Annotated in this window: 12 protein-coding genes and 1 tRNA gene; 3 read left to right on the forward strand and 10 right to left on the reverse strand. The window is 54.7% G+C overall.

What is annotated here, in order from left to right; all coding sequences use genetic code 11:
* Positions 1 to 163: 163 nt before the first annotated feature.
* From clpP to CU041_RS07785, 5 genes are all read right to left on the reverse strand, one after another.
* Complete coding sequence (clpP, locus tag CU041_RS07765) at positions 164 to 793, reverse strand: ATP-dependent Clp endopeptidase proteolytic subunit ClpP (RefSeq protein WP_068518906.1); 630 nt, start codon at positions 791 to 793, stop codon at positions 164 to 166.
* Positions 794 to 836: 43 nt separating this feature from the next.
* Positions 837 to 2,297: a trigger factor gene (gene tig / locus CU041_RS07770; RefSeq protein ID WP_068518905.1), complete on the reverse strand. Its 1,461-nt coding sequence runs from the start codon at positions 2,295 to 2,297 to the stop codon at positions 837 to 839.
* Between the two features lie 114 nt (positions 2,298 to 2,411).
* A tRNA-Leu gene (locus CU041_RS07775) sits at positions 2,412 to 2,496 on the reverse strand.
* A gap of 168 nt (positions 2,497 to 2,664) precedes the next feature.
* The gene (locus CU041_RS07780) at positions 2,665 to 4,065 is read right to left on the reverse strand and encodes a malonyl-CoA decarboxylase (protein WP_212733776.1); all 1,401 of its coding nucleotides are present in this window, start codon (positions 4,063 to 4,065) and stop codon (positions 2,665 to 2,667) included.
* Between the two features lie 252 nt (positions 4,066 to 4,317).
* Positions 4,318 to 5,781 carry an NAD(P)H-hydrate dehydratase gene (locus CU041_RS07785; protein WP_101246328.1) on the reverse strand — a complete coding sequence of 488 codons (1,464 nt, stop codon included), beginning with the start codon at positions 5,779 to 5,781 and terminating at the stop codon, positions 4,318 to 4,320.
* 210 nt (positions 5,782 to 5,991) lie between these two features.
* Here CU041_RS07785 and CU041_RS07790 point away from each other — a divergent pair, with 210 nt between their 5' ends.
* Both CU041_RS07790 and CU041_RS07795 read left to right on the forward strand, forming a co-directional pair.
* Positions 5,992 to 7,257, forward strand: coding sequence for a D-amino acid dehydrogenase (locus CU041_RS07790; protein ID WP_101246329.1), 1,266 nt, complete (start codon positions 5,992 to 5,994; stop codon positions 7,255 to 7,257).
* Positions 7,258 to 7,278: 21 nt separating this feature from the next.
* Positions 7,279 to 8,391, forward strand: a complete 1,113-nt coding sequence (locus tag CU041_RS07795) for a PAS domain-containing sensor histidine kinase (protein WP_101246470.1) — start codon at positions 7,279 to 7,281, stop codon at positions 8,389 to 8,391.
* A gap of 102 nt (positions 8,392 to 8,493) precedes the next feature.
* On the opposite strand, the gene CU041_RS07800 is transcribed toward CU041_RS07795, so the two are convergent.
* The 5 genes from CU041_RS07800 to bfr (CU041_RS07820) all read right to left on the reverse strand — a co-directional run bounded on the left by CU041_RS07800 (position 8,494) and on the right by bfr (CU041_RS07820) (position 13,147).
* Complete coding sequence (locus CU041_RS07800) at positions 8,494 to 9,078, reverse strand: c-type cytochrome (RefSeq protein ID WP_233433040.1); 585 nt, start codon at positions 9,076 to 9,078, stop codon at positions 8,494 to 8,496.
* Positions 9,020 to 9,403, reverse strand: coding sequence for a Cu(I)-responsive transcriptional regulator (gene cueR / locus CU041_RS07805; protein ID WP_068518899.1), 384 nt, complete (start codon positions 9,401 to 9,403; stop codon positions 9,020 to 9,022). The genes CU041_RS07800 and cueR overlap by 59 nt, the downstream gene beginning before the upstream one ends.
* A gap of 15 nt (positions 9,404 to 9,418) precedes the next feature.
* Positions 9,419 to 11,944, reverse strand: a complete 2,526-nt coding sequence (locus tag CU041_RS07810; protein WP_101246331.1) for a heavy metal translocating P-type ATPase — start codon at positions 11,942 to 11,944, stop codon at positions 9,419 to 9,421.
* A 213-nt stretch (positions 11,945 to 12,157) separates the two neighbouring features.
* Entirely contained in the window at positions 12,158 to 12,649 is a 492-nt protein-coding gene (gene bfr, locus CU041_RS07815; protein WP_068518898.1) for a bacterioferritin, read from the reverse strand.
* A gap of 21 nt (positions 12,650 to 12,670) precedes the next feature.
* Complete coding sequence (gene bfr / locus CU041_RS07820) at positions 12,671 to 13,147, reverse strand: bacterioferritin (RefSeq protein WP_068518897.1); 477 nt, start codon at positions 13,145 to 13,147, stop codon at positions 12,671 to 12,673.
* Between the two features lie 268 nt (positions 13,148 to 13,415).
* Here bfr (CU041_RS07820) and CU041_RS07825 point away from each other — a divergent pair, with 268 nt between their 5' ends.
* Positions 13,416 to 14,990, forward strand: a complete 1,575-nt coding sequence (locus CU041_RS07825) for a cryptochrome/photolyase family protein (RefSeq protein WP_101246332.1) — start codon at positions 13,416 to 13,418, stop codon at positions 14,988 to 14,990.
* Positions 14,991 to 14,998 lie beyond the last annotated feature (8 nt).

A 14,998-nucleotide genomic window follows, 5' to 3' on the forward strand; every position in this document is an offset into this window, starting at 1 on the left:
CTTGCATTAATCACCCAAACGTTCGAGCGACCCACAAGTTCCAGACATCGGCCTGTCGCACGCGCTAATTACCTGTCTATGACTTAAAACTGCCATGAGGCAAGACATAAAAAAAACGCCCCGGCCATTGACCGGGGCGTTTTCACCGATTGCGATATGGCAATCAGTCTTTCTTTTCATCGCCTTCCGGCTTCGGACGCGAGGTCACCACTTCGTCGATCAGACCGAATTCCTTGGCCTGATCCGGGGTGAGGAAGTTGTCACGCTCCATCGCATCTTCAATCGTCTTGAGATCACGGCCGGTATGTTCGACATAAATCTCGTTAAGACGCTGACGCAGTGCCAGGATTTCACGGGCATGGATTTCGATATCCGATGCCTGGCCCTGGAAACCGCCGGACGGCTGGTGGATCATGACGCGTGCATTCGGCAGGCAATAACGCTTGCCCTTTGCACCGGCCATCAGAAGAAGCGATCCCATGGATGCCGCCTGCCCCATGCACACCGTCGAAACATCGCAACGGATGTATTGCATGGTGTCATAGATGGCGAGACCCGAGGTCACAACACCGCCCGGAGAGTTGATGTAAAGCGAAATATCCTTGTCCGGATTTTCCGATTCGAGATGCAGGAGCTGCGCACAGATCAGCGACGACATGCCGTCATGGACCTGGCCGTTGATGAAAACGATACGCTCCTTGAGCAAACGCGAAAAGATGTCGTAGGCACGCTCGCCCCGGCTGGTCTGTTCAACCACCATCGGTACAAGCGAATTCATCTGTTCTCTAATCATCAACTGCAACTCCCTGCATTATCCTAAACCGTGTCCGGTCGGATTACTTCTCGTCGGATTTGTCAGCTGCTTTTTTCTTCGCAGCCGGCTTCTTGGCAGCAGCTTTCTTGGCCGGAGCCTTTTTCTCTGCGTCCTTTTTCGCCGGTGCTTTCTTGGCAGCCGATTTCTTCTTCGGAGCTTCGTCTTCCTCTTCCGGCTTCAGAAGTTCTTCGACCGTAACGGTCTTTTCTTCAACCTTGGCGAGTTCGACGATGTAATCCACGACCTTGTCTTCATATACAGGGCCCTGAAGCGCCTGCAAGGCCTGCGGGTTATTTTTATAGAATTCAATAACCTGCTGTTCCTGGCCCGGGTACTTCTGAGCTTCGGCAACGAGGACCTTGTTCACGTCTTCCTGGGTAACCTGGATGTCGTTTGCACGGCCGACTTCTGCCAGCAGAAGACCCAGAAGAACGCGACGTTCTGCGATTTCGCGGAACTCTTCGGTCAGCTCTTCTTCGGACTTGCCTTTAGTTTCGTCATCTTCCTGACCAGCTTCACGGGCCTGTTTGATCTGACCAATGATGCCTTCGAGTTCGTTTTCAACGAGCGAGGTCGGAAGTTCGAAGCTGTGGTTTTCTGCAAGGGCGTCAAGCAGTTCACGCTTCAGCTTCTGACGGGAAACCGATTCGTACTCGCGGCCGTAATCCTTGCGGATCGCGTCCTTGAGGGCTTCGAACGATTCCTGACCGAGTTTCTTGGCCAGTTCGTCATCCAGCTCAGCCGGTTTCTTTTCTTTGATTTCCTTGACGGTTACGTCGAACTCGGCGTCTTTGCCTGCGAGTTCAGCCGCACCGTAAGCTTCCGGGAATTTCACTTTGACGACAACTTCGTCACCAGCGTTCACACCGGTCAGCTGATCTTCGAAACCATCGATGAACGAGCCCGAACCCAGTTCGAGTTCGTAATCTTCGGCTTTGCCGCCGTCGAATGCTTCACCGTCGATTTTGCCGAGGAAGTCGATGACAACAACGTCACCTTTTTTCGACTTGCGCTTGCGTGCGAGCGGCTCAGTGGTGCCCTGTGCAGCAGCAATACGCTCAAGCGTTTCGGTAACCTTGGCTTCGTCAAGTTCAACAACTTCACGGGTCAGCTTCAGCTTTTTGAAGTCCATGGCTTCGATTGCCGGGATAACTTCAACAGCGATATCGAACTCGAGATCACCACCTTCGTCGAATTTGGTGACTTCGATTTTCGGCTGAACAGCCGGACGCAGGTCATTGTCGGAAAGAACTTTGCCGGTGTTTTCGTTCACAGCAGCTTCAAGAACTTCACCCATGACGGCCTGGCCATAACGCTGACGCAGGAGTTTCGCCGGAATTTTGCCCGGACGGAAGCCCGGCAGGCGAACCTGGTCTTTGATCTCGTCAAGCTTGGCGACGACTTTTTCTTCGATTTGTGCGGCGGGCACGACGACTTTGAACTCGCGCGCCAGGCCTTCGTTTTTGGTTTCAGTAACCTGCATAGATAACTCTTTTGCTTGGTTCGAATAATGTCCGTTACGCGACGCAGTCCGGACGTCAGAAAGTCAATATGACTAAACGAATATAAAACCTGATCTAATTTTAAAGCCTGCAAGTGGTACGGGCGAAGGGACTCGAACCCCCACGGATTGCTCCACTGGAACCTAAATCCAGCGCGTCTACCAGTTCCGCCACGCCCGCACACAAGCACGCAAATCACGCCGGTAAGACCGGAATGAGTGCGCCTTAATACAAACTTCGCTCACCTCATGCAAGCATCGCCTTTTCGACAAATGCATTCTTGTCGAAATTAACCGGCAAACGGCGGCGCTATCGCGCGACTTTCAACGGTTTGCGTCAAAAAAGAAACTAGCGCAAAAGACGTTTGACCGCGCCAGATGCGGCAATTTTGCCCTGCCCGACATAGCTTTCGTGATTTTTTTCGATCATCGAAAGGTCGTAAAGATAGTTCACCATCACCCCGAATGACTGTAGCCAGCCGTTTTCCTTGCCATTGCCGTTCCAGTTAAGCCGTTCGACCCGGGCCCCGTTGGTCAGGTGGAAATGCGCCACCGGATCAAATGCCGACCCGGTTTCCGGGCGTCTGGCATTCAACAAATACCATGCGGCAAGATATTCGATATTGGCACGCGTGCGTTCGCTGACCTCGTCGGGATGTTTGGCAGGCGGCTTTGGCCCCATCAGGTCATCACAATCACGCAAGGCCGCCTCGATCGCCTTGGGCAGGCCGGTTTCCTGTTTTTGCGCCATTGCATCAAGCTGTTTGTTCATCCAGCCACGCAGTGCCGGGATCGGTGACAGGGTGCTGAACTGTTTAAGATCGGGCAAATCGCGCTGTAATTCACCCACCACCCGTTTGATCAGGAAATCGCCAAAACTGATCCCTGCCAGTCCGGCCTGTGCGTTCGAGATCGAATAGAAAATCGCGGTATCGGCCACCGCGCCCGCTTGATCGTCCTGATGTTCATGTGCGTCCTGATCGCCCTGGATCAGGGCATCGACATTTCCGGCGATGCCGTTAACCAGTGCGACCTCGACAAAGATCAGCGGTTCATCGGGCATTCCCGGATGGAAAAAGGCAAAACATCTGCGGTCCGGGGCCAGCCGGCGCTTAAGATCATCCCAACTCTGGATCGCGTGAACGGCCTCATAGGCGATCAACTTTTCCAGAAGGGCTGCTGATGAATTCCACGTAATGCGCTGCAATTCCAGAAAACCGATATCAAACCAGCTTGCCAGCAATTCCTTGAGATCACGTTCAAGAATCGCAAGTCCCGGTGCCTCCTTGCGCCAACGCAAAAGATCAGCCCGCAGATCAACCAGAAACTTCACCCCCTGAGGCAAGGAATTGAATTCCTTAAGGATCATGCGAAATGGTGGCACAAGTGCGGTTCTGAGCTCCGCCTCCAGAAGCGCCTGTTCAGCCAGATCATCAGCCATGTTCCAGTCTGCCATGATCGCTGACACATGATCGCGATCCACGCCAAATTCATTGACCAGCAAATGCAGAAACGCACGTTTGCCAGCATCATCAAGGCGCAGAAAATCATGCCCAAGTTCCGCCGCACGTGATCGCGCCGATACCGCACCACCGCGCCGGGCCAAACAATCTGCGATCTGACGGCGCCAACGATCCTGACGGCTTTGGCCTTCATCAAGACCAAGACTGCGCACAACCGAACTGTCGCGCAATTCACGCCAGGCCAGACGAAGATTATCGATGGTTCTGTCAAGAAAGGTCTGAGACATGATTGTCCCCCACATCCAGCAGTTTTACAGCCCGGCCATGATCCGGGCAGACCACGACTGACCGTTGTTTTTTTTCACACCACGTAAGACATGCAGGAGATGTCGTTGGCATCACTTTTTATGCGGCTTTATGCGGCCTGTCTGACATTTATATCGGAAGGTCGGCACCAAACATCCAGCACCTGTTGGTACTTGTCACAAATTTGGTGCAAAACGCGCTTTGCGCAATCACTGGGATCAATGGCGAAATGTTCAGGCTTTCTTCCGCGAGGCCAGCCACAATTCGCGCAGAATGACGGGAAGATGGTCCGGAATATCTTCGGCGATCAGCCCCGGGCCAATATCCGCACCGCACCGGCCATGCAACCAGACACCCATGCAGGCCGCATCAAACATTTCCATGCCCTGCGCCATCAGCCCGCAAATAATCCCTGCCAACACGTCGCCAGAACCGGCCGTTGCCAGCCAGGGGGCTTCAATGGCGCTGATGGCCGCGCGCCCGTCCGGGGCGGCAATGACCGTATCGGCACCTTTGATCAGAACCGTCGCACCACTTCGTTTCGCCGCCGCCCGCGCCCGGGTCAGTTTGTCACCTTCGATGTCGGGGAACAGGCGACCGAATTCCCCTTCATGCGGGGTCAATACCGTCGGCCCCTGAACCGCAAAACATAATGTAGACGGATCATCGGCAAAACTTGTGAGCGCATCCGCATCCAGAACCGTTGACCGGCACTGATGCAAAAGTTTGAGAACAAGGCTTCTTGTATCGTCGCCAACCCCGTATCCGGGCCCGATGACAAAGGCGTTATGCCGGCAATCATTCAAAAGAGTTTCGATCTGACCGATCGGTGCGGTCATCACGCCGGGGCTATCGGCCCCGTATATCGGCAAGACTGAGGGGTCGGATACCACCGTCAACAATCCGACACCGGACCGCCGTGCGGCCCGCGCGACAAGGCGGGTCGCCCCGGTCATGGCAGCCCCACCAAAAGCCAGAAGATGACCACGATGATATTTATGCCCGTCAAGACCGGGCCAATGGATGCCCGCCCGCCACAAGACAGGATCATTGCGCCAGCAATTCGGCCGGATTTCCGAGATGATCTGATCAGAAATCCCGATATCGCGAATGGCCAGTTCACCGCACATCAACCGCCCCGGCAAAAGATAGTGCCCCGGCTTGGCCCGGCAAAACGTCACCGTCAGATCCGCTTTGATCGCACATCCGCGGATCATGCCGGTATTGCCATCAACGCCTGAGGGCACATCAACCGAAACCACAGAAGCCGTACTTGAATTGATCGTGGTGACAAGCACCGCAATATCGTCCGTGATGTCACGGGCAAGCCCGGCACCAAAGATACAATCGACAACAAGATCCGCCCCGACAACCAGCGCCGGCGAAAGGCGTTCGGATGCGCCTTCCCAGCGCGCGGCATGATCTGCGGCATCCCCTTTAGGGGCCGCGACATCCCCCATCAGCCCAAGCCTTACAGACCAGCCTGCCTCGCGCAGCAAACGCGCAATGACAAAACCGTCCCCGCCATTATTGCCCGGCCCGCACAGAACCGATACCGATCGTGGTGACCAGTGGCGCACGATTTCTTCGTACACCGCACGTCCGGCATTCTCCATCAGCACATCACCGGCAATCCCGCCATCGATGGTGCGACGATCTGCTTCATACATCTGGTCTGTGGTCAGAATTTCGAACATTTCACCCCGTCAGCTTTGCGCGGCAGCATCAACCCGCATGGCGGAATTCCCGCCTGCCCGTCCCGTCACCAGACATGGCAAGTCACCGGTAGCCATTTCCCTGATGTAACAGTATATTGCACCAAAATTCGCACATCAGACAGTTAGCACATAGGGTTATCTTTCTGGTCTGCAAAGATCACGCACTTTCCGCAACAAGGCTTTGCCCACATGCATGTTGTCGTTATGGGTGCTGGCGTCATCGGGACGACAGCGGCCTGGTATCTTTTGCAAAATGGTCATCAGGTCACGGTAATTGACCGCCAACATGCCAGTGCGCAGGAAACCAGCTTTGCCAATGGCGGTCAGATTTCTGCATGTCATGCCACCCCGTGGGCCAACAAAGGTACGCCGGGGCAAATCCTGAAATGGCTTGGTCGCGAAGAAGCGCCGCTTCTGATCAGAATGCGCTTTGACCCGCAACTGTTTGCCTGGGGATTGCGGTTTTTGGCCAATTGCACGGATAAACGTGCGCAGATCAATCTTGAAAAGGCCTTGCGGGTTGCGACCTATAGCCGTGATTGCCTGCGTGCGTTGCGCGGTCAGCTTGACCTGCAATACGATCACAGCGAACGGGGGATCCTGCATATTTGCCGCGATGATGGCGAAATGGCTGCGGTTGCGCGTGCGACCCAACAGATGCAGGAACTCGGTCTTGGCCGAAAACTGGTCAGCACGCAGGAATGTTACGAAATTGAACCTGCCTTGCGTCAAAGCACGGCCCCGATTGTCGGTGGCAGCTACACCCCCGATGATGAAAGTGGCGATGCCCGAAAATTCACCGAACATCTGACCGGCCATTGCCGTGCCCGTGGTGCCGACTTCAAATTCAACACCACGATTGACCGACTGATCCATGACAATGGCAAGATCACGGCAGTCCAGACCAATCAGGGGCAGATTAAAGCTGATGCCTTTTTGGTCTGTCTTGGCAGTTACAGTCCGCTTCTGGTCAGGCCGCTTGGCATCGATTTGCCGATTTACCCGTGCAAGGGCTATTCGATCAGTATCGATACGACCGGCTATGACGGCGCACCGCACACCGCCCTGATCGATGACAGCGTTAAAATGGTGTATTCAAAGCTTGGCGACCAACTTCGGGTTGCAGGCACTGCCGAGCTTGACGGGTATAACCTGCGCATGTCGCCGCGCCGAAATCAGTTGATCGTTGATAAGGCATTAGAATTGTTTCCAAATTGCGGGGACCGGTCCAGCATCGCCTTTTGGTCGGGATTGCGCCCGGTGACGCCTGATTCTGCCCCTATTCTTGGCGGCACAAAATATGGTAATCTGTTCCTTAACACGGGGCATGGGACGCTGGGCTGGACGATGAGTTGTGGATCGGCAAAGGCAATCGCCGACGTTATAAGCAATCGCACACCTGACATCCCACTTACAGGGCTGGGTATCGAACGTTTTAAACGAGCGTTACTGTAAACCATGGGACCAGGGGCTGATATGACCAGCAATACACCGATTGGCACAACCAGTGTGCCATTGGCCGATCAGGTTGTCTTGAACGCCCTGCCCTATGCGGCTGTCATCTGTGACCGAAACGGTATTGTTCTTCAGTGTAACGAGGCCATCGCGCGCCTGATTGGTGTGTCGCGCGACCGCATGATGGGCCGCAAGGCCGGCTTTCTTTCCAAGGGCCTGATCAACGATATCGAAGACGTGTTCGCATCGGGCCGCACGTGGCGCGGTGATATTGTTCTGGTTGGTGCATCACGCGAAAGCCATGTTTGCGATCTTTCAATCGCCCCGCTTGAATATTTCCAGAACAATGAAACACGTACTGCGGTTTTGATGACGCTTCTGGAAAATGATCGTCAGCAACAAGCCGAACGATCCCTGATGGAACAAACCCGCCATCAGGCCGACGCAAATGCATCAAAATCCGACTTCATCGCCAATATGGGCCATGAATTGCGTACACCGCTTAATGCGATCATCGGCAATTCCGAACTGATCGCCCAGGCCGTTCTGGGGGATATTCCCGATGGTTATCGCGACTGCGGACGCGATGTGTATGAAGCAGGCAAGCACCTGCTTGAACTTGTGAATAATGTGCTTGATGTGTCCAAGCTGTCGGCCGGGTCCATGACGCTTCAAGCCGAAGACGCCGATCTTGGCATCGTCATCAATGAAGCCGCCAAACTGGTTCGTGACGACATCACCCGTCGCAAGCACCATCTTCGGATCAACTTGCCGCAGGATGGGTTTGCCCTTCGCTGTGACAAGCTGAAGCTCAAACAAATCCTGATCAATATTCTGAGCAACGCCGCGAAATTCACCCCTGATGGCGGCACGATCACGATCAATCTGACATCCACCGATGATGACGTCACTATTGCGATTGCCGACAATGGCGTTGGCATGAGCCCGAATGACATTCCGCGCGCACTTGCCCGCTTTTCACAGCTGCACCCATCCGGGGTCAAGGAAAGTGCCGGGACCGGACTTGGTCTTCCGCTGGCAAAGCTTCTGGTCGAACTGCATGGCGGCAATCTCAGCATAGAAAGCGCGCCGGGCAAAGGAACAACCGTGCGCATCACGCTGCCGCGCGGATAACCCCGCATCCCGAATATCAACACAAAAGCCCCGCATCGGCCGTCCGGTGCGGGGCTTGGTGTTTCAAGCAGCCGTGCTGAACGCACCAGTCTGCTCTGCATACTATTGCTGTTGAGCTGCTGACTGGTTGATCTGGTCGTGGCGTTGTCTGACCTCCTTGGGCCAGCGACTTTTGATATAGGACAGGCTGGCGATGATTTCTTCATCACTCAGGACATCCTCAAACCCCGGCATGGCCGAGGTGTAACCATCCCCTGCCATCGCGGCCGGACCATATTTGGTCAAGGCAAATAGCAGGGCATCGGGGTGATGCCAGGTGTGACCGGTCTCATCATGCGGCGGAGCCGGCAGCAAACCGTCTTCACCCCGTTCGCGCCAGTTGGCTTGCCCTTCCAGTTTTACGCCATGACAGGACGCACAATTGGCGTCATAGATTTTCTTGCCAAGGGCCACGACCTTCAGATCATCGGGGAGCAATTCCACGTTCTGTTGCGGCCCGGCCTGCGGGACGAAAAAGGAAACAATTCCATACATGATGGCGGCCCCGACAGCGGCCCCCAGCACCATAACACCTTTATTTTGCACGCTTTGGTCTCTCTCTTTTCTTTTTTGGTTCACGGGCCGCGCTTCAGCGCGCCAGATCGTTGATGATCGGACAATGCGGACGATCATCGCCGTGGCAGGCATGCACAAGGTCGGAGAGTGTTTTCTGCAAGCTTTGCAGTTCCGAAATCTTGCGTTCGATTTCACTCAGATGGGCCTTGGCGATTTCCTTTACGTCGGACGATGCGCGGTTGCGATCCTCGTAAAGCGACAACAGGACCCGGCAATCCTCGACCGAGAATCCAAGCCCGCGCGCACGTTGCAAAAACCGCAATTTGTGCAGGTCATCGTCACTGTAATCGCGATATCCGTTTTCAAGCCGCCCTGGCGTAACCAGCCCGATATCCTCGTAATAGCGGATGGTTTTCGCCGGAAGCCCGCACCGGGTTGCTGCATCGGAAATATTCATAACTGTCTCCCCGCCTTACCGCCGGACTTTCCAGCCGCGCAACGTCAAAGAGTTGCCGACCACCGAAACAGAACTGAGCGCCATGGCCGCCCCGGCAATCGCAGGGCTCAGAACGCCAAGAGCGGCAAGAGGCACACCCACCACGTTATAGGCAAAGGCCCAAAACAGGTTCTGTGCGATCTTGCGGCGCGTGGCGATCGAGATATCAATAGCAGCCGACACCAGTGCCGGATCCGACCGCATCAGGGTGATACCCGCGGTCTCCATGGCAACATCGGTACCGCCGCCCATGGCAATACCAACATCGGCCGCCGCCAAGGCCGGGGCATCATTGATGCCATCGCCAACCATGGCGACATGACGGCCCTGCTTGCGCAGTTTTTCGACCTCGCGCGCCTTGTCCTGCGGGCGAATACGTCCTTCCCCGCGCTCCAATCCCAATTCACGGGCAACATGGGTTGCGACATCCTGACTGTCACCAGACAACATGATGGATGAAATGCCGCGCGCCTTAAGATCGGCAATTGCCTGTTTGGCGCTTTCACGAATGCGGTCTTCAAGGGTGATGTAGCCCGCAAACGCACCGTCAATCGCCACCAGCACAACAGTGCGGCCTTCGCTTTCATGCTGTTTGATTTCATCGGCAATCGCCTGTTGGGGCAATGCGATACCCTGATCCTGCAACAGGGCCTCTGTCCCGATTGCAACCGAATGGTTTTCGACACTGGCCAGGACACCGGCCCCGGTTTTGCCTTTGAAATCGGTGATATCGGGGATCTGCATTTCCTCGTCACGGGCCAATGACACAATCGCACGCGCAAGCGGATGTTCGCTTGCCGCCTGCACCGCTGCAACCAGACGCAACATGTCATTGCGTTCGACATCTTTTACCGCACGAACATCACGGACCGTCGGTGTGCCTTCGGTCAGGGTTCCGGTTTTATCAAAGATCACGGTATCAACGTTATGTGCCTGTTCAAGGGCTTCGAAATTGCGGATCAGGATCCCGTTACGCGCGGCACTGCCCGTCCCCGCAACAAGGGCGGTCGGGGTTGCCAGACCAAGCGCACAGGGACATGCGATCACCAGCACCGAAACTGCGGCAACGATGGATGCCTCTGCCCCGTAACCCATCAGCAACCAGACCGAAAGGGTCACAAGGGCGATCGCAACCACGACCGGCACAAACACCGATGAAACACGATCCACCAGTTTTTGCACCGGCGCCTTGCCGGTCTGGGCCTTTTCGACCAATCGAATGATCCGTGAAAGCGTGGTGTCATCGCCAACGGCACGTACTTCGATATCTAGTCGGCCGGTGCCATTGACAGCACCGCCAACAACGGCATCGCCGGGCATGCGGGCCACCGGCCGGGTTTCACCGGTAATCAGGCTTTCGTCCAGTTCGCTTTCACCGGCATGCACAGTGCCGTCGACCGGAACGCGTTCGCCCGGCAGTACACGGACAATATCCCCCACCGTCAGACTTTCGATGGCGACATCCTGTTCACCGGCACCATCAACCAGTTTGCGTGCACGCCGCGGGCGCAATGCCATCAATTCACGGATCGCCGCGGACGCACCGCGTTTGGCGCGTTCTTCCATGATCTTGCCAGCCAGGATCAGGGTAATGATCGCTGCTGATGCCTCGAAATACAGATGCATGTCGCCGGGCTTGCCGACCACCATGTTATAGACACTCAGGAAATAGGCCGCCGACGTTCCCAGTGCGACAAGAACATCCATATTGGCACTGCGATGGCGCAAGGCTGCCCAGGCACCTTTGTAAAACCGCTGACCAATGATGAACTGCACCGGTGTGGCCAGAACCAGTTCAAGCCAGGCCGGCAGGTGATAATTCACACCCAAGTTCATCCACACCATCTGCAACACCAGCGGCGCGGTCAGAAGTGCCGATACCGCAAGCATCACAAGTGATTTGTCAAACCGGCGCGCCTGCCCATTGTTGGTGGCGGATTGCCCGTCGGTCGCATCGTTATCGCCGGTCGCGGATGTGTTGCGCGACGTTGCATGATACCCGGCATCCTCAATCGCACGGATGACTGCTGCATCATTGACCTTGCCGGGCAACGCGTCGATATCAGCACGTTCCAGTGCGAAATTGACGCTGGCCGATGTGACGCCGGGCATCGCGGCCAAAGCCTTTTCCACGCGCAATGCACAGTTCGCACAGGTCATGCCATCAACATCAAAAGACAGCTGCTGTTGCGGAACGCTATAACCGGCATCCTTGATGGTATCTGCAATCTTTGCCGTATCAAGCTTGTTACCGTCAAAGCGGATATGGGCGGAATTCAGTGCCAGATTGACATCGACCCCGGTCACGCCATCAAGACCGGCAATCGCCTTTTCCACGCGCCCGGCACAATTGGCACAGGTCATGCCCTCAATCGGCAAACTGACCTCGTCCTGTTGCGCGGACGCTGCCTGTGATCCACTGCCTGTGCTTTCCTGGGTAGTGCCTTCTTGAGCAGCACTTCCTTGGGCGGTGTGATCGGTTGTTTCGATCCGGCTATCCATATCTTGTCACCTCAATCCGGGTTGACGGGGGGCGCATGGCTTCAATGCCGTTTGGCGCACATCCCTGTTTGATATGGTGGAAGATAGACCTTCCAGCAACTGGAAGGTCAAGCCGAAAAGTTCCGATGCGAAAAAAGACTGGAAAGCTTTGAATTATAATAAAAAAGCCCCGGACGAATTCCGGGGCTTTTGAAGCGTTGATCGCAAATTCGATCAGCCGTGCGGGTTCGGTTCCCCGGCCGCGCGGAACTGGATGTAGTTTTGCAAGCCCATCATATCGATCAGGCGGATCTGCTGTTCGATCCAGTATGCGTGATCTTCTTCGCTGTCATCAAGCAAACCAACCAGCATCTGACGGGTCTGGAAGTCGTCTTCCTTTTCAGCGATTTTGATGGCTTCCTTAAGCAGGTTGATCACGTGATATTCGTGCTCGAGATCGTTTTTCATCATCTCGGGCACGGTTTTACCGATCTTGATCGGTTCACGCGATGCGGTGTCGGGCACGCCTTCAAGGAACAGGATACGCTCGATCAAACGTTTGGCGTGTTCAAGTTCCTCGTCCTTTTCATGGTGCATGCGCTCATACAGCGAATGCAGGCCCCAGTCGGCATACATTTCGGCATGCGTGTTGTACTGGTCGGCCGCAGACAGCTCGGCAGTCAGCTGTTTGTTCAGTGCGGCAATAACCTTTTTACTACCCTTCATGGCGTTAAGCTCCTGATCTGGTTAGTCGCCGTCGCCTGAACGGCTTTGAATGTAATTTGCGATACCGACATGTTCGAGTTGCCATTCCTCGGTCTCAAGCCAGTCGACATGTTCTTCCTGTTCTTCAAGGAATTTGACCAGCAGATCACGGGTGACGAAGTCTTCGGCTTTTTCGCATGCAGTGATTGCTTCGCGCAGCAGCGGCAAGGAGGCCAGCTCGAACTTCATGTCGCAACTGACGATTTCCTCGACATTTTCGCCGATCATAAGTTTATTGAGGTTCTGAAGATTGGGCAGGCCTTCAAGGAACAGAATGCGCTCGATCGTGTCATCGGCACGTTTCATTTCCTTGATGGAAAGCTTGTACTCATATTCGCCCATTTCTTCGACGCCCCAGTCGCGCAGCATCCGGGCATGCAGGAAATACTGGTTAATCGCAGTCAGCTGATTGGTCAGAATGCGATTAAGATATGTGATGATCTTGGGATCACCTTTCATCATGGCTCTCCTGATGGGTTGGGCTACCAAGATATTGGGAACAGCCCCCACCCGTTTCAAGAGAAAAACGCGCCTTTGATTACCATTATCAATAATTTAGGCGATTTCCTTAAAATTCTTCATTTACACTGCTTGATTAAAAATCATTCGCAGATTTGAGCCTGCGAATGAAAATCGCTTCGCCAAAAAATCACCCGAATGCGATCTTTTACCGTCCCTGATCCGTACGACTCGTAACCGCATTCACGCAGCCTGTACCGGGATCAAAATGCCTTCTTGTCAGACCATTCGTTTCGTATTGGGCGATCAATTGACGCGCTCTGTTTCAAGTCTTGCCGATGCAGACCCGCAGACCGACGTCATTGTCATGGCCGAACCCCGTCAGGAGGCCACCTATGTCCCCCATCACAAACAAAAGATCGTCCTGATCCTGTCGGCAATGCGCCATTTCGCAGATCAACTGCGCCAAGAAGGCTTCATTGTCGACTATCATGACTATCAAAGCCGCCCCTGCGACAGCTTCAGCAAAGCACTGCGGTCATCCCTTGATCAGTATAATTGCCGGAAAGTCATCATCACCGAGCCCGGAGAATGGCGGGTTCGCAAGAAAATAGAGGGCTGGAAAACGCAATTTAATGCGGAACTTGAAATTCGCCCCGATGACCGGTTCTTTGCAACACTTGGCGCGTTCGAGGATTTTGCACGCAATCGCAAAGAATTGCGGATGGAATATTTCTATCGCGGACTGCGGCGCGAAAGCGGCATTCTGATGGAACCCGATGGCAAGCCGGTCGGTGGCAAATGGAACTTTGACCACGACAATCGCAAACGCCTGCCCGACGATGTGACACCGCCTGAACCAAAATCCTTTGCACCAGATCAGATAACCCGCGATCTTCTTGAATGCGTTGACACAGATTTCCCCGATGCCATCGGAGAGGCCCGTTCATTCGGATGGGCGGTGACACGCGATGATGCGCTGGCTGTACTTGATCATTTCATCACCACCCGCCTGCCCCGCTTTGGTGATTATCAGGATGCGATGACGGTCAAAAGTGCGACCGTTTATCACGCCCTGATCAGTCCCTATCTCAATATCGGATTGCTGTTGCCAGACGAAGTCTGCCGGGCGGCAGAGCGTGCCTATCATGACGGCACAGCGCCCCTGAATGCGGTCGAAGGCTTTATTCGGCAGATTCTGGGCTGGCGGGAATATGTGCGCGGTCTTTACTGGTTCATGGGCCCGGATTACGCCACGCGTAATCATTTCAATGCCAGCCGGGCACTGCCGGCCTTTTTCTGGGACGGGAACGTTTCACTGAACTGTTTGCGTCATGCAATCGGCGAAACGCTGGACAATGCCTATGCCCATCATATTCAGCGCCTGATGGTGATTGGTAACTTTTCCCTGCTTGCCGGTCTGTCCGTCAAGGACGTGTGCGATTGGTATCTGGCTGTTTATATTGATGCTTTTGAATGGGTTGAATTGCCAAACACCCTGGGCATGGCACTTTATGCCGATGGCGGGGTCATGGCGTCCAAACCCTATGCGGCCAGCGGAAAATATATTGATCGCATGTCGGACTATTGTCAGGGATGCCAGTTCAATCCGCGTAAAAACACCGGGCCGGACGCCTGCCCGTTCAATGCGCTTTACTGGCATTTTCTGGACCGCAATGCCGATACACTTGGCAACAATCCCCGCCTTGGCATGCCTTATCGTAACTGGGCCCGAATGAAAGACGAGACAAAGCGTGACCTGATCACGCAGGCAGAACAGTTCCTGAACCGTCTAGATAAAGGTGATTTTTCCAATCATCCCAAACAGGCAACACTGTTTTAAATCCCGGA

This window comes from Thalassospira povalilytica (genome assembly GCF_002844235.1).
In the GTDB taxonomy this organism is placed as follows: domain Bacteria; phylum Pseudomonadota; class Alphaproteobacteria; order Rhodospirillales; family Thalassospiraceae; genus Thalassospira; species Thalassospira povalilytica.

Coding starts and splice junctions, on each gene's coding strand:
- clpP (WP_068518906.1), bottom strand. CDS start 793: ATGATTAGAGAACAGATGAATTCGCTTGTACCGATGGTGGTTGAACAG.
- tig (WP_068518905.1), bottom strand. CDS start 2,297: ATGCAGGTTACTGAAACCAAAAACGAAGGCCTGGCGCGCGAGTTCAAA.
- CU041_RS07780 (WP_212733776.1), bottom strand. CDS start 4,065: ATGTCTCAGACCTTTCTTGACAGAACCATCGATAATCTTCGTCTGGCC.
- CU041_RS07785 (WP_101246328.1), bottom strand. CDS start 5,781: ATGTTCGAAATTCTGACCACAGACCAGATGTATGAAGCAGATCGTCGC.
- CU041_RS07790 (WP_101246329.1), top strand. CDS start 5,992: ATGCATGTTGTCGTTATGGGTGCTGGCGTCATCGGGACGACAGCGGCC.
- CU041_RS07795 (WP_101246470.1), top strand. CDS start 7,279: ATGACCAGCAATACACCGATTGGCACAACCAGTGTGCCATTGGCCGAT.
- CU041_RS07800 (WP_233433040.1), bottom strand. CDS start 9,078: ATGCCTGCCACGGCGATGATCGTCCGCATTGTCCGATCATCAACGATC.
- cueR (WP_068518899.1), bottom strand. CDS start 9,403: ATGAATATTTCCGATGCAGCAACCCGGTGCGGGCTTCCGGCGAAAACC.
- CU041_RS07810 (WP_101246331.1), bottom strand. CDS start 11,944: ATGGATAGCCGGATCGAAACAACCGATCACACCGCCCAAGGAAGTGCT.
- bfr (WP_068518898.1), bottom strand. CDS start 12,649: ATGAAGGGTAGTAAAAAGGTTATTGCCGCACTGAACAAACAGCTGACT.
- bfr (WP_068518897.1), bottom strand. CDS start 13,147: ATGAAAGGTGATCCCAAGATCATCACATATCTTAATCGCATTCTGACC.
- CU041_RS07825 (WP_101246332.1), top strand. CDS start 13,416: ATGCCTTCTTGTCAGACCATTCGTTTCGTATTGGGCGATCAATTGACG.